9 protein-coding genes are annotated in these 15,266 nt (G+C 36.7%); 7 read left to right on the top strand and 2 right to left on the bottom strand.

What is annotated here, in order from left to right; translation table 11 throughout:
- Positions 1-26: 26 nt before the first annotated feature.
- Positions 27-953, top strand: coding sequence for a PfkB family carbohydrate kinase (locus tag SJY09_RS14380; RefSeq protein ID WP_396636392.1), 927 nt, complete (start codon positions 27-29; stop codon positions 951-953).
- A 42-nt stretch (positions 954-995) separates the two neighbouring features.
- Positions 996-2,894: an amidophosphoribosyltransferase gene (locus tag SJY09_RS14375; protein WP_396636391.1), complete on the top strand. Its 1,899-nt coding sequence runs from the start codon at positions 996-998 to the stop codon at positions 2,892-2,894.
- Between the two features lie 893 nt (positions 2,895-3,787).
- Here SJY09_RS14375 and SJY09_RS14370 read toward each other — a convergent pair.
- A complete protein-coding gene (locus SJY09_RS14370; protein WP_396636390.1) occupies positions 3,788-4,396 on the bottom strand; it encodes a superoxide dismutase in 609 nt (202 codons plus the stop codon).
- A gap of 120 nt (positions 4,397-4,516) precedes the next feature.
- Here SJY09_RS14370 and SJY09_RS14365 point away from each other — a divergent pair, with 120 nt between their 5' ends.
- From SJY09_RS14365 to SJY09_RS14350, 4 genes are all read left to right on the top strand, one after another.
- A complete protein-coding gene (locus tag SJY09_RS14365; protein WP_396636389.1) occupies positions 4,517-7,615 on the top strand; it encodes a UvrD-helicase domain-containing protein in 3,099 nt (1,032 codons plus the stop codon).
- Positions 7,616-7,618: 3 nt separating this feature from the next.
- Positions 7,619-8,812, top strand: a complete 1,194-nt coding sequence (gene kbl, locus SJY09_RS14360) for a glycine C-acetyltransferase (RefSeq protein WP_396636388.1) — start codon at positions 7,619-7,621, stop codon at positions 8,810-8,812.
- Positions 8,813-8,925: 113 nt separating this feature from the next.
- Positions 8,926-10,290, top strand: a complete 1,365-nt coding sequence (locus SJY09_RS14355; protein ID WP_396636387.1) for an OmpA family protein — start codon at positions 8,926-8,928, stop codon at positions 10,288-10,290.
- A gap of 71 nt (positions 10,291-10,361) precedes the next feature.
- Complete coding sequence (locus SJY09_RS14350; RefSeq protein ID WP_396636386.1) at positions 10,362-13,100, top strand: PD-(D/E)XK nuclease family protein; 2,739 nt, start codon at positions 10,362-10,364, stop codon at positions 13,098-13,100.
- A 2-nt stretch (positions 13,101-13,102) separates the two neighbouring features.
- Here the strand turns inward: SJY09_RS14350 and SJY09_RS14345 are convergent, their stop codons facing one another.
- Entirely contained in the window at positions 13,103-13,816 is a 714-nt protein-coding gene (locus SJY09_RS14345; protein WP_396636385.1) for an SDR family oxidoreductase, read from the bottom strand.
- A gap of 102 nt (positions 13,817-13,918) precedes the next feature.
- Here SJY09_RS14345 and SJY09_RS14340 point away from each other — a divergent pair, with 102 nt between their 5' ends.
- Positions 13,919-15,262: a sugar porter family MFS transporter gene (locus tag SJY09_RS14340; RefSeq protein WP_396636384.1), complete on the top strand. Its 1,344-nt coding sequence runs from the start codon at positions 13,919-13,921 to the stop codon at positions 15,260-15,262.
- The last annotated feature ends 4 nt before the right edge of the window (positions 15,263-15,266 follow it).

Below are 15,266 nucleotides of genomic sequence, written 5' to 3'. Positions count from 1 at the left end.
TTTGCAGCTTAATTTTAATCGACAAAATGGGTAAACTTGTTATCGTAGGAACTGTTGCTTTTGATGAAATTGAAACCCCTTTTGGCAAAACGGATAAAATTCTCGGTGGTGCAGCTACATTTATTGGGCTGGCAGCTTCGCAATTTAATGTAGACGCCGCAATTGTATCTATTGTGGGTGATGATATGCCAAAGAAATATTTGGACCTACTTTCTAATAAGAGTATTAATCTGGATGGCTTAGAAATAGTTAAAGGAGGCAAAACATTCTACTGGAAAGGGAAATACCATAACGACTTAAATTCTAGAGATACTTTAGTAACAGAGTTAAATACTCTGGCCGATTTTAATCCTGTCGTCCCTGTTGACTATACCCATGCGGATGTAGTGATGTTGGGCAACCTGCACCCCAGCGTACAACTCCGTGTAATTAACCAAATGGAAAAACGACCAAAACTCATCATTCTAGACACGATGAATTTTTGGATGGATAATGCATTGCCAGAATTATTGGAAACCATTAAGCATATAGACGTGCTTACCATAAACGATGAGGAGGCCAGACAGCTAACTGGAGAATATTCCCTGGTAAAGGCAGCGCACAAGATATATGGTATGGGACCTAAATATGTAGTTATCAAAAAAGGAGAACACGGTGCGCTATTATTTCACCAAGACCAAGTTTTCTTTGCCCCTGCTTTGCCTCTTGAAGAAGTTTTTGACCCAACAGGTGCAGGTGATACCTTTGCAGGTGGTTTCTCAGGATATCTAGCCGCTACGAATGATACTTCTTTTGAAAATATGAAGAACGCAGTAATCCATGGCTCTAATCTGGCATCATTTTCTGTGGAACGATTTGGAACGGAACGAATGATAGATTTGGATAAAAAGGAAGTCAATAAAAGATTGCATCAATTTAAGGCATTAACACAGTTTGACATTGAATTACAATAACCCCACGCCCCATATTTGGGGCTTTTTTAATACGAAAAAGTAATGAGTGACGCTATTAAGCACGAGTGTGGCATCTCTGTAATCCGATTACTTAAGCCCCTTGAATATTACAAGGAAAAGTATGGGTCTGCATTTTATGGTGTAAATAAAATGTATCTCATGATGGAAAAACAGCACAATCGCGGTCAAGACGGTGCAGGTTTTGCCAGTATTAAGTTAGATGTAGATGCAGGGCAACGCTATATGAGCAGGGTTCGTTCTTGCCAGCAGCAACCCATACAGGATATCTTTGCTCAAATTAATGAACGTATAAACAAAGAGCTAACGGAACATCCGGAATATGAGAACAATGTTGCCTTACAAAAAAAGAATATCCCCTATATCGGAGAGTTGTTGCTGGGGCATGTACGTTACGGAACCTTTGGAAAAAACAGTATAGAAAGTGTACATCCGTTCCTAAGACAGAACAATTGGATGCACCGCAATCTTATCGTTGCCGGTAATTTTAATATGACCAATGTTCATGAGCTGTTCGATAATTTGGTACAGTTAGGGCAACATCCTAAAGAAATGGCGGACACCGTGACCGTAATGGAAAAGATAGGTCATTTTTTAGATGATGCCGTTGCAAAACTCTACAAAGAAATAAAGAAGCAAGGCTATACAAAACAAGAAGCTTCCGCCATTATAGCGGAGCGATTAAAAGTTTCTAAAATTTTAAGGAGAGCTGCTAAAAATTTTGATGGTGGCTACGCCATGGCAGGTTTATTAGGTCACGGTGACGCTTTTGTACTTCGCGATCCCGCGGGTATAAGACCCGCGTACTATTATAAGGATGACGAAGTTGTTGTTGTGGCCTCTGAGCGCCCCGCAATACAGACTGTCTTCAACGTACCCTATGAAAGCGTTAAAGAATTAGATCCCGGACACGCTATAATAGTTAAGAAAAGTGGAACAACGGCCATAAAACAAATATTAGAACCCAAGGAACGAAAAGCTTGTTCTTTTGAGCGAATCTATTTCTCTAGGGGAAGTGATAAAGAAATTTATCAGGAACGAAAAGAATTAGGGAAGCTCGTTTTTCCCCAGATTCTAAAGTCTATCAATAACGACATAAAGAAAACGGTGTTCTCCTACATTCCCAACACCGCAGAAACATCCTTCTTTGGCATGGTCAAAGAAGCTCAAAACTATTTGAACAAAAAGAAAGAGGAGCAAATTCTTACCATAGGCTCAAAAATTACCAGTGAAGAACTTCATGAAATACTAGCGGTAAGACCAAGAATTGAAAAAGTTGCTATTAAGGATGCTAAATTAAGAACCTTTATTACTCAAGATGACAGTAGAGATGACCTAGTGGCCCATGTTTACGATATTTCTTATGGATCGGTTAAAAAGGGAGATAATCTGGTTATCATAGATGATAGCATTGTTAGAGGTACTACATTAAAGAAAAGTATACTTCGTATTCTTGATCGCCTTTCTCCAAAAAAAATCATAGTAGTTTCTTCCGCTCCACAGATTAGGTATCCAGATTGTTATGGTATTGATATGGCCAAGCTAGAAGATTTTATCGCTTTCCGTGCCGCACTAGATCTTCATAAAGATAATGACACGATGCATATCGTTGATGCTATTTATAAAAAATGTGTAGATCAAACTGATTCAAAAGATAAAGACGTCATTAATTATGTCAAGGAATTCTACGCCCCGTTTACTCCCGAGCAAATATCGAAAAAGACAGGGGAACTCCTTAGTCCAAAAGGAATCAATGCTGAAGTTCAAATAATTTATCAAACTATATCAAATTTACATAAGGCCTGCCCCAAAAATTTAGGGGATTGGTATTTCACTGGTGACTACCCCACACCTGGAGGAAACAGAGTTGTAAATAGGGCATTTATCAACTTCTATGAGGGTAAAAACGAAAGAGCGTATTAACTTATTTCGTAAGAAATTATTTCAATATAGTGTATTTCATCGATAAAAATTGTCGTTTATCGATGGAATAATCTTTTTGAACCAAGCAATTCTATTTTAGAGCTTACCATAGCATAAGTAGGTTAAGTTCATGGTAAGATTTGGGGCAAAAAAGGTGGAGAACTCTCCACCTTTTTTATTTAGCAAAAATCTCTTCCTCAACAAGTCTAAAATAGAAAAACCCTATTTCTTTAAATTATGATCCATTACCTTTTAACCTATATATTGTACTTTAAACAAATACCTTTTTCCAAAAGAATTAAAGCATTTACTTTTGAAGAACCATAGCATAAGTAGGTTAAGTTCATGGTAAGATTTGGGGAAAAGGCGGAGCAATGCTCCGCCTTTTTATTATCCAATTTTTAATACCTCCCAACTTCCTTCATTTACTGTAAGATAATAATACACAAGAGGTATTTCAACCCTATAATAAACCTTTAAACAAATACCTTTTCACAAAAAAATTAAAGCTTTTACCTTTGAAGAACCATAGCATAAGTAGGTTAAGTTCATGGTAAGATTTGGGGAAAAAAGGTAGAGCTATGCTCTGCCTTTTTTATTTGATCCTATTTCAAAAACAGACTCGTTTTTTATTCCTCCCTGATGTTTTTACAACTATCCTTGTATTGAGGAGATAATTAAAAATTTCTTAAAATTTCTTTTTTTATTTCCCACAATACCAGTAATTTAGTATTGCCATAGCATAAGTAGGTTAAGTTTATGGTAAGATTTGGGACGAAAAGGGTGGAGACTTCTCCGCCCTTTTCTATACATAAAAATCAAAAAAACCACCTAAAGATTTCTCTTTAAGTGGTTGCTACTCTATTATTTAACAAGAATTTTCTTAACTATTCTTATTTCCCTGCATTATATAATTCAGTCACTTTATTCCAATCTATAACGTTGAAAAAAGCACTTACGTAATCTGGTCTTCTATTTTGATAGTTTAAGTAATATGCATGCTCCCAAACGTCTAAACCAAGGATTGGTTGCCCTCCACAGCCAACATTTGGCATTAAAGGATTATCTTGATTAGGGCTAGAACAAACTTCTACTTTACCACCTTCGTGTACACACAACCATGCCCATCCAGAACCAAATCTAGTACCTGCAGCGGTGCTGAATTTTTCTTTGAATGCATCAAAAGAACCAAATGCACTGTTTATAGCATCTGCGAGTTCTCCTGAAGGTGCCCCACCTCCGTTAGGAGACATTACGCTCCAGAAAAGCGAATGATTGTAAAAGCCACCACCGTTGTTACGTACAGCGCCATTGTTCATGTCCAAACTAGATAGGATATCCTCAATAGATTTCCCCTCTAAATCAGTACCTTCTATTGCACCGTTTAATTTGGTAGTATATCCGTTATGATGTTTCGTATGATGTATTTCCATTGTCCTTGCATCGATATGTGGCTCTAAAGCGTCATATGCATAAGGCAATTTGGGTAATTCAAAAGCCATAATTTATAGTTTAAAAGATTAATATTAATTGCTTTTCAAATTTACAGGTTTTAACATTTATATTCCTATAATTATTTGTTAAGAACTGTACTAGAATCCTTATTTTGCAAGTAAAAATAAGTGGATAATAGTTCCTTTAAAATTTACAATGCATCGGCTGGGTCTGGTAAAACCTATACCTTGTCCAGTGCATATCTTAAAATTATTCTTTCTAGACCTTTTAGTTTTAAAAGAATATTAGCCATCACATTCACCAATAAAGCGGTTAATGAGATGAAGGGACGTATTTTACAAAGCCTTTTTAACTTTAGTAAGGTTACAGCGAACGAGAAAGCCTCTCCTTTATTTCTAGAAATTATGGATGCGCTTGAACTATCGGTTCCAGAACTTCAAAAGCTCAGTGAGCTACGGCTAAAAGAAATTCTTCATAATTATGCTTTTTTTGACATCTCTACCATAGATAAATTTACGCATAGACTAATACGAACTTTTGCCAGAGATTTGAAAATTCCTCAAAACTTTGAAGTTGTCCTAGATACGGATTTGCTCTTGGATGAGGCAGTCGCCAGAATACTATCCAAAGCGGGGGAGGACAAAGAACTTACAAAAGTTCTTTTAAATTTTGCGCTTGAAAAAATTGACGATGACCGTAGTTGGGACATTGGCTACGACCTTTTAAAAATTGGAAAACTACTTTTTAATGAAAATAATATTACACATTTAGCTTCATTAAAAGATAAAGACCTTCTAAGCTTCAAGGTGCTTAAGGAAAAAATCATTGGTCAACTTCAGAGCTTAGAAAAAGAATTATCCACGATGGCTACGGAGACGCTTAAATATATTGAGGGAAGCGGTCTTGAGATGGGCGATTTTCCTTATCAAACTTTGCCAAATCATTTTAAAAAAATAAAAGACGGAGTTTTATCCCCTTCCATCTTATACAAAAACAAGCTAGAAGAAAATCTAATCAGTGGAAAAATAGTAAAAGCAAATGTTGTTTTACCATCAATCGAAATACCTATTCGGCTTTTGCAACAATATTTGGACTTAAAAACATTGATTTATAAAAGAAGTTTTGCACACAACGTTTATAGAAATCTCGTACCGCTTACTTTACTGAACGCCATTCAACAAGAGGTAGTGGCGATTCAAAAGGAAAAGGACCAACTATCAATTTCAGAATTCAATTCCATTATTTCCAATGAAATAAAGAACCAACCCGCACCCTTTATTTATGAGCGACTGGGAGAAAAATACCGTCACTATTTTATAGATGAGTTTCAGGATACTTCAGAAATGCAATGGACCAACTTAATCCCCTTAATAGGAAGTTCTCTAGAAGGTGAGGACGATTTTGGAAAAACAGGCTTCTTATTTTTAGTTGGGGATGTAAAACAGGCGATTTATAGATGGCGCGGAGGAAAGGCGGAACAATTTCTAGATTTAGCTACAGGACAAACCAGTCCTTTTTCTGTAGCGGCAGACACACACCTACTTCCTAAAAATTACCGTAGTCATAAAGAAATAATCAACTTTAACAATGGCTTCTTTCAAAGCGCCAGTCAGTTTTTAGAAAATGATAAGTATAAACACTTTTTTAAGGAAGGGAATAAACAAGAAACCAATGCTAAAAAAGGGGGTTACGTAAAACTCTCTTTTTTGGAAGAGGATACCAACGAGAACTACGGACAGAAGACTTTGGAAGCTATTAACCAAGCCTTATCCAACGGTTATGATCTTGAGGATATTTGTATCATTATTCGCAAGAAGAAACATGGTGTCTACTTGGCAGATTATTTAATGAAGGAACATATACCAGTAATCTCGTCTGAATCACTTTTACTCTCCGCAAGTCCCAAAATACAATTTTTAGTAAACCTTATACGTTGGTCCTTACAACCAGAAGAGCTCGTATTCTCCTATTCTATTTTACATTTTCTTTCCAAGAAAAGCGAACATAAACACGATTTTATATTTGAACACATTCATGGTTTAGCTGCTGGACTTCAGAATGAATTCAATTTTAATAGTGACCTTTTTTCACAACTTTCAGTCTACGATGGCATGGAATATGCCATTAGAATTTTTAATCTTTCACAATCTCAAGATGCCTATTTAAACGCCTTTATGGATACTGTTTTTGAGATAGAACAGAAGGATGGTGCAGATAAACAATCCTTTTTAAATTATTGGGACAAAAAAGAGGATAAAATAAGTATCGTAATTCCAGAAAGCACCGCTGCAGTTCAGATAATGACCATTCATAAGGCAAAAGGATTAGAATTTCCTGTAGTGATATACCCCTATGCAAATACGAATATATATGAGGAAATTGACCCCAAACTCTGGATACCCATGGATTCTGACGCCTATTCAGGCTTTAGTGAAGTGCTTATAACTAAAAAACAAGAGGTTTTGGATTATGGTAATACGGAAGCTCAAATTTTTAATGACGAACAGGGCAAACTGCAATTGGACTCCTTTAATTTGCTTTACGTAGCACTGACAAGGGCCGTTTGCGCAATGTATATCATTAGCGCTCAAGATTTTAAAAAAAACCAAACTTACAAAACGGATTATTTTTCTGGGCTGTTCATTCATTTTCTAAAGGAACAGCAGCTTTGGAATGGTGAAACATTTAATTATGAGTTCGGTGTAGCCCCTAAAAAGGAAGAAAATTTGTCCAAAGAAAATTACACCACAACCATACCTTATATATATACCCATAAAGATAGGCCTAGTTTTAGCATCCTAACAAGAGCTGGTATGCTTTGGGATACCGAACAAGAAAAAGCGATTAAAAAAGGAAATACCATCCATTATCTCTTAGGACTCATTAAGTTCGCAGAGGATTTGGAAACCGCGTTGAAAATTGGTGTACAAAAAGGGATTATTATCGCCAGGGAATCAGAACAGATCAAATCAACCCTTCTTCAAGTTTTGCTCCATAAAGATTTGAAGGCATTATTTGAGCCTGGAATAACCGTTCTCAACGAAACGGATATTCTAATAGCAGACGGAACAATACAAAGACCGGATAGAGTAGTTATTAAGAATAAGGAAGTCTATATCATAGATTACAAGACAGGAGGTAAAAATCCTAAATACAAAAATCAGTTAAATACCTACGCCGCTACTTTTTTAGATATGAATTATGTAGTAGCACATAAAATCATTGTTTATATTAACGATAACATAGAAGTAGAATTTATACCCTAAAAGATGTACGGAAAAATTAAAGAACATTTAGAAAAGGAATTGAATCAAATACAGCAAGACGGCCTTTTTAAAGAGGAGCGTATTATCGTTACTCCCCAAGATGCTGTAATAAAAATTTCTACAGGAGAAGAGGTAATTAACTTCTGTGCCAACAACTACCTAGGCCTTTCATCGCACCCAGAAGTAGTTCAGGCCGCTAAAGATACCTTGGATTCCCATGGGTTTGGCATGTCCTCTGTTCGGTTTATTTGCGGTACGCAGGATATCCATAAAACTTTAGAGAGAAAAATAGCAGAATTCTATGGTACGGAAGATACCATTCTGTACGCTGCAGCTTTCGATGCTAACGGCGGTGTTTTTGAACCGTTATTAACCGCAGAGGACGCCATAATCTCAGATTCTTTAAACCATGCCTCCATAATAGATGGTGTTAGGTTATGTAAAGCTAAGCGTTACAGGTACGCCAATAGCAACATGGACGACTTAGAGAAGCAATTACAACAAGCCAATGAAGATGGCGCTAGATTTAAGATTATAGTTACAGATGGTGTCTTCTCTATGGACGGACTTGTAGCTCCCTTAGATCATATTTGTGACTTGGCCGACAAATATGACGCAATGGTCATGATAGATGAATGCCACGCTACCGGTTTTATTGGCCCAAAAGGTAAGGGAACATTAGAAGAAAAGGGGGTAATGGGCAGAATTGATATCATAACAGGAACCTTGGGAAAAGCATTGGGGGGCGCTATGGGCGGTTATACTACCGCAAAAAAAGAAATCATAGAGATTTTAAGACAACGTTCCAGACCTTATTTATTTTCTAATTCTCTAGCGCCAGCAATCGTAGGAGCATCAATTAAAGTTTTTGAGATGTTAGAAAACGATACTTCTTTACGGGACACGCTTCAACAAAATACCGATTACTTTAAAAAAGGAATGAAAGAAGCAGGCTTCGACATTATAGATGGGGATTCTGCAATAGTTCCTGTAATGCTTTATGATGCCAAGCTCTCACAAGACATGGCGAACATGCTATTGAAAAAAGGTATTTACGTCATAGGCTTCTTTTATCCTGTAGTTCCTAAGGATAAGGCAAGAATAAGAGTACAACTATCCGCAGCGCACACAAAAGCCCATTTAGATTTTGCGATTAAAGCTTTTATTGAAGTTGGGAAGGAATTAAAAATCGTTTAAATGCTTGATTTATTCTATCAAATGCGTTAAAAAAAATAGGAAATTGATTTTGTTAATAATATTTAACAACTTACATTTGCAGCTAATAAACACTTAAACTTAAAAATTTGAACATGAAACATCTTAGCAAATTATTAGTTGTTGTCCTACTCGTTGTAGGTTTTAACAACATACAAGCGCAAGACGAGAATAATCCTTGGCAAGTACAGTTCGGGGTTAACGCCATTGACGTATATCCCACTAGTGCAGACAATCTGCCTGTAGGTGCTACGAGTTCTTTTGGTAATGAATTCTTTAATGCGAACGATCACTGGAACATTCTTCCATCAATTTCTTTTGTAGGAGTATCTAAGTCTGTTGGAGACGGATTCTCTATTGGAGCAAGAGGTTCCTTAAACAAAATAAGCAAATTAGGTGACGTTTCAGTTGATGACCTATCTCACTACGCTATAGATGGTACAATTAAATATGACTTCATCAAAAAAGAATCTGTTATCGATCCGTTTATCGAGATTGGTGGTGGTTATACTTGGGTTGATGAAATCGGTGCTGGTACAGTAAACGGTGGTCTTGGTTTGAACATTTGGTTCTCTGAAAACCTTGGTCTTACTTTACAATCTACTTACAAGCACGCTTTTGAAGATTATGGAGTAAAACATTTCCAACATTTAGCAGGTATTTCTGTTAAATTCGGTGGTACTGACACTGATGGTGACGGTATATACGACAAAGACGATGCTTGTCCAGAAGTCGCTGGTTTAGAAGCGTTCAATGGTTGTCCTGATGCAGATGGCGATGGTATAGAAGATAGCAAAGATAGCTGTCCTAACGAAGCTGGTTCTGCTGAAATGAACGGATGTCCTGATGCTGACGGTGACGGTGTTGCTGATAAGGATGATGCTTGTCCTAATGAAGCTGGTCTTGCTGCTTTAGCTGGTTGTCCTGATGCTGATGGCGACGGTGTTGCTGATAAAGACGATGAGTGTCCTAACGAAGCAGGTCCTGCTGAGAACAAAGGATGCCCATGGCCAGATAAAGATGGTGATAGCGTATTAGACAAAGACGATCAATGTCCAGATGTTGCTGGAACTGTAGCTAACGCTGGTTGTCCAGAAGTAACTGAAGAAGTTCAGAAACAATTGAACGACTATGCGAGAACCATCTTGTTCGATACTGGTAAGTCTTCTATCAAAGCTGAGTCTACTTCTGTAATGGTAGATATCATCACAATCTTGAAAGAATATCCTAACGCTAAGTTTACTGTAGAGGGTCACACTGATAGTGTTGGTAGTTCTAAATTGAATCAAAGTCTTTCTGAGTCAAGAGCTCTTTCTGTAAAAGAATTCTTAGTAGAGAAAGGAATTGAAGAATTCAGATTATCTGCTGTAGGTTACGGAGAAGACAAACCAATTGCTACTAATAATACTAGAGCTGGTAGAACTCAAAACAGAAGGGTAGAAATCAACTTGGTAAAATAAGTTTCTAAAAACCTAAGTGTTTTAATAAACAAAAAGCTCCGCAAATTGCGGAGCTTTTTTATTTTTACCACATGCAAAGTTTCATAGAAGAAGTAATTGAAGACATAAACCTAGAGTTTAATAATTTTGAACAGCTTGTCTTTATTCTTCCAAGTAAACGAGCCGGTACGTTTCTCAAAAAAGCTATTTCTAAGAAAATTGGCAAAACGATTATTTCACCCCTAATATATAGTATAGAAGAATTTATTGAACAGGTTGCCGGACTAACATACATAAGTAATACCCAACAGCTTTTCGAACTCTATGAAACCTATCTTACTGTTGGCGATTTTGAAAAAGAAACCTTCGAATCCTTTTTAAAATGGGGTCAAACCTTACTTCAGGATTTTAATGAAATAGACCGCTATCTCATAGACGGACCAAAACTATTTTCTAACCTATCTGCTATTCAAGAGCTAAATCATTGGTCCCTAACCGATGAGAAAACGGAATTAATGAAGAATTATCTTCATTTCTGGAATCATTTATCACCCCTATACTCCGCTTTCAATTTAAAATTACTCCAAGAAAACCATGGTCATCAAGGTTTGGTATATCGTGAAGCAGCGAATAACATACAGAAATATTTAAATCAAAACTCAAAAACGCATTTGTTTATAGGTTTTAATGCCCTTAATACTGCTGAAAGTAAAATAATTCAAACCATATTAAGTGCTACTAAGTCTACTATTTATTTTGATATCGATTCCTATTTTTTAGAAGATCCTATTCATGATGCAGGTCTATTTATTAGAAATCATAAAACCCAGTGGAATTATCTGAAAAAGAACTCCTTAAAAGGATTGAGTAATCATTACTTGTCCGAAAAGAAAATTAGCGCCGTTGGAGTGCCCAAAAATATCTCTCAATCAAAATACGTGGGTAATGTTCTTAAAGAAATTCAAGAAGAATCCCCCCATCAATTAAAAAATACGGCCTTAATTCTAGCAGACGAGAACCTTCTCAATCCTATTTTAAATTCTATTCCCAATACTATTGAAAGGGTTAACATAACCATGGGGCAACAATTAAGGGATAGTTCCATTGCCAGTTTCTTTGAACGTCTTTTTGAAATTCACGAACAACCAAGCGAGAAAGGCTGGTTTTATAAAGATTTTATAGCCTTGCTAGCACATCCAGTCACATCTGCCCTTTTAGGCACCTTAGAAATTACTACGAATGAAATTATCACAACAATAAGAACCAAAAATTGGACCTACGTAAACAAGAAAAACCTAAGCACTTTATTTGATTATAAAGCAACGGTAGTGCAATTACTTTTTAGTACTACCCTAGCTAAACCAAAACAATTTATAGACAACTGTAATGCCATAATTCTTAAATTGAAAGATATTCATGTTCAAAATGAGAACAATTTAGCATTAGAACAGTTGTATAAATTTCACACGCTGTTCAACCAGTTGCAAGACCTTCTCGAAAAGTACAACTATATAACTAATTTAAAGGGTTTAAAGAGTTTATACCTACAACTCTTATCGTCCGAAACTTTGGATTTTAAAGGTGATCCGCTCGAAGGTCTACAAATAATGGGTATGTTAGAAAGTAGAAATCTAGATTTTGAAACGGTTATCCTTACTTCTGTTAACGAGGGTATTTTACCCTCTGGAAAATCCAACAACTCCTTTATCCCTTTCGATTTAAAAATAGCCCATGGCCTACCTACCTATAAAGAAAAAGACGCCATTTACACCTATCACTTTTATAGACTATTGCAACGCGCTCAAAATATTCACCTAATTTACAATACCGAACCAGACGTACTGGAAGGTGGTGAGAAAAGTAGACTTATTACACAGCTATTAACCGACCCCAATAGGAAAGACGTTACCGAAATTATAGCCTCCCCTCAAATAAACATCATACAAGAAAACCCTGAAAGAATAGTAAAAACTGATAGCTTAACTTCACTTATAGCTAAATATGCTGAGAAAGGGTTCTCTCCAAGCTCATTAAGTAACTACATTAGAAACCCCATAGACTTTTATAAACAGAACCTTTTGGGCATTAATACCATTGCTTCCGTAGAAGAAACTCTGGCGGCAAATACATTTGGAACCATAGTTCATGACACTTTAGAAGAATTATACACCCCATTTGTGGGTAAACATTTATCAAAGGATGGACTGGAAAAAGCAAAATTACAAATTGAGGATACTGTCAAAAAGAATTTTAAGAAAACCTATCTCGACGGTGATTTCAGCACAGGTAAGAACCTTATTTCTTATTATGTTATCATCAAATACATTGAAAATTTTATAACAACCGAAATTGACGGGCTAAGCAAGTTTACAACTAAAATAATAGCCTTAGAAGAAAAACTTTCCGTAACGCTTAATATACCCGGGATTGATTATCCTGTAGTACTGAAAGGCAAACTTGATCGTATAGATGAAGTAGACGGAACTACGAGAATTATTGACTATAAAACTGGGAAAGTAGAAAAAAGAAATGTAGAACTAACGGAATGGGACTCCCTAGTGGAAGATTATCAATACAGCAAGGCGTTTCAACTTTTATGCTATTCTTATATGTATCTTCAACAGCATCCAGGTCATCAAATACGAGCTGGTATAGTAGCCCTCAAGAATCTGAGGGCAGGGACCTTATACTTTGCGAAAAAGGAATTTTCAAAAAAGAGTAAAGAACAAACCATCACACCTGAAATTTTAACGGAATTTGAACGCTGTTTGTTTAACCTCATTACTGAAATCACGAATCCAAAAATAGATTTTTTAGAAAAGGAGGTATAATACTATTTTAAATCTGGTCTTGTGGGCCTAACTTCTATCTTACTTGGTAAAGTCCTAGGGTTCATTTTTAATAAATCGATTACAAGCTCACCGATATCCTCAGGTTGAATCTTCCAAGCATCTTTTTCATTTGGTTCATTCCCATTAAAATGTGTAGCAACAGAACCTGGCATAATGGTAGAAACTTTTATGCCGTGCTTCCTAAGATCTAACATTACAGCTTGTGTAAAACCAACCACTCCAAATTTAGTGGCATTATAACCTGCACCTGAAGCAAAGAAATTGGTGCCCGCCAAACTAGCTAGTGTGATATAATATCCTTTTGATGCTTTTAAGCCCTCCATAGCTGCCTTTAGCGTATAAAATGCACCGGTTAGGTTGGTGTTGACCATGGTGTTCCAATCGGATAGGGAAAGCTCGTCAACAGGTGCAAAATGACCTACACCCGCATTGGCCAAAACAACATCCAATGCTCCCCACTTTTCCAAAATCTGAGTAACAGCGTTTTTTTCATCATCGAAATTAGTTACGTCCGATGAAATACAAAGCACTTCATCTGAACCACCTAAAACGTTTTTGGCATTGTCCAAACTCTTGGTGCCCCTTCCGCTTATAGCGACTTTCATACCTTGACTTAGAAGTGCGGCTGCGACCCCTAATCCAATACCCTTGGAACCACCTGTTATATAAGCCACTTTTCCTTTCATATTTTCCATATCGTATTTTTCCTTTGATGTGCTCTACAAAGATACTCATCTAAATTATGGGGTATGTTAAAGTTTTGTTTTGTTATATTTAGAAGTTGTTAAACTATTTTTATGAATAGAATACTAGTTTGGTCCATAACCGTTGCATTAGCCGGTTTCTTATTTGGTTTTGATACTGTTGTAATAAGCGGTGCAAATGACCCCATAAAACAACTCTGGGAGACCTCTCCGTTGTTTCATGGTACGTTTATCATGAGTATGGCATTGTGGGGAACAGTTTTTGGATCATTGTTCGGTGGTATTCCTACAAAAAAACTAGGTCGTAAAACAACGCTGTTTTGGATCGGTATCCTCTTTTTTGTTTCAGCCGTTGGTTGTGCTTTAGCACAAGACCCTTACGCTTTCTCGGCCTTTAGATTTATTGGCGGTGTTGGTGTAGGAATCTCGTCTGTAGCAGCTCCAATCTATATCTCAGAAATCACCTCTAAGGAAAATAGAGGTAAACTTGGAGGTCTCTATCAATTCTGGTTAGTCTTCGGAATTTTAATTGCCTTTGTATCCAATTGGCTGCTCAAAGGTTTCGATGGTCCTAACGATTGGCGTTGGATGCTAGGCGTAGAAGCCATACCCGCATTGATTTATACAATTATGGTCCTTAAAGTTCCGAATAGTCCTAGATGGTTAGCACTACAAAAAAAAGACGATGTAGGTGCACTAAGGGTGTTAGAACTCATATATTCAAAAGAAACTGCACAACAGCACTTGGATGAAATAAAATTGGATTTGGTGGAGTCCGATAAAAATGAAAATCTCTTTCAAAAGAAATTCTCCAGAGTTATTTGGCTTGGTTTTTTTATAGCACTGTTCAATCAACTATCGGGTATAAACTTTGTGCTTTATTATGCTCCGGAAATTTTGGAGCAAGCGGGTCTTGGAGGAAAAGAATCACTATTCAACTCTATCGCTATTGGCATTGTGAATCTAATCTTTACTATTATTGGGGTGCGTTTGTTGGACAAATTGGGCAGGAAACAATTGATTATTATAGGTTCTTTCGGCTATATCATAAGTTTAGTGATGGTAGGACTATGCTTTCAGTTTGATTTGGGCTCTACCCTTACCCTCACATTTATCTGTTCTTTTGTAGCCGCTCATGCTATTGGACAAGGTGCTGTAATTTGGGTATTTATTTCAGAAATATATCCAAACAGTGTACGTGCCTACGGCCAATCTTGGGGCGTTAGTATTCATTGGGTCTTTGCAGCGATTATAACCTTGATTACTCCGTTTTTTCTCGATGCGAGCGAAGGACTTTTAAGAAATGCGGTATGGTATATTTATTATTTCTTTGGTGCTATGATGGTGCTACAACTATTTTGGGCTATTACGGTTATGCCGGAAACCAAAGGGATTTCCTTAGAAGAATTGAGCAAAAAGTTGTTGAATAAAGAATAAAATC

It is taken from the genome of Maribacter sp. R77961 (assembly GCF_044594925.1).
GTDB lineage: Bacteria > Bacteroidota > Bacteroidia > Flavobacteriales > Flavobacteriaceae > Maribacter.
The sequence above is the reverse complement of the archived record's forward strand: the minus strand, read 5'-3'. Positions and strand labels throughout refer to the sequence as shown.

What these genes read in the sequence shown, in the direction of transcription:
- SJY09_RS14350 (WP_396636386.1), top strand. Translation starts at nt 10,362, where the DNA reads ATGCAAAGTTTCATAGAAGAAGTAATTGAAGACATAAACCTAGAGTTT.
- kbl (WP_396636388.1), top strand. Translation starts at nt 7,619, where the DNA reads ATGTACGGAAAAATTAAAGAACATTTAGAAAAGGAATTGAATCAAATA.
- SJY09_RS14345 (WP_396636385.1), bottom strand. Translation starts at nt 13,816, where the DNA reads ATGGAAAATATGAAAGGAAAAGTGGCTTATATAACAGGTGGTTCCAAG.
- SJY09_RS14340 (WP_396636384.1), top strand. Translation starts at nt 13,919, where the DNA reads ATGAATAGAATACTAGTTTGGTCCATAACCGTTGCATTAGCCGGTTTC.
- SJY09_RS14380 (WP_396636392.1), top strand. Translation starts at nt 27, where the DNA reads ATGGGTAAACTTGTTATCGTAGGAACTGTTGCTTTTGATGAAATTGAA.
- SJY09_RS14375 (WP_396636391.1), top strand. Translation starts at nt 996, where the DNA reads ATGAGTGACGCTATTAAGCACGAGTGTGGCATCTCTGTAATCCGATTA.
- SJY09_RS14370 (WP_396636390.1), bottom strand. Translation starts at nt 4,396, where the DNA reads ATGGCTTTTGAATTACCCAAATTGCCTTATGCATATGACGCTTTAGAG.
- SJY09_RS14355 (WP_396636387.1), top strand. Translation starts at nt 8,926, where the DNA reads ATGAAACATCTTAGCAAATTATTAGTTGTTGTCCTACTCGTTGTAGGT.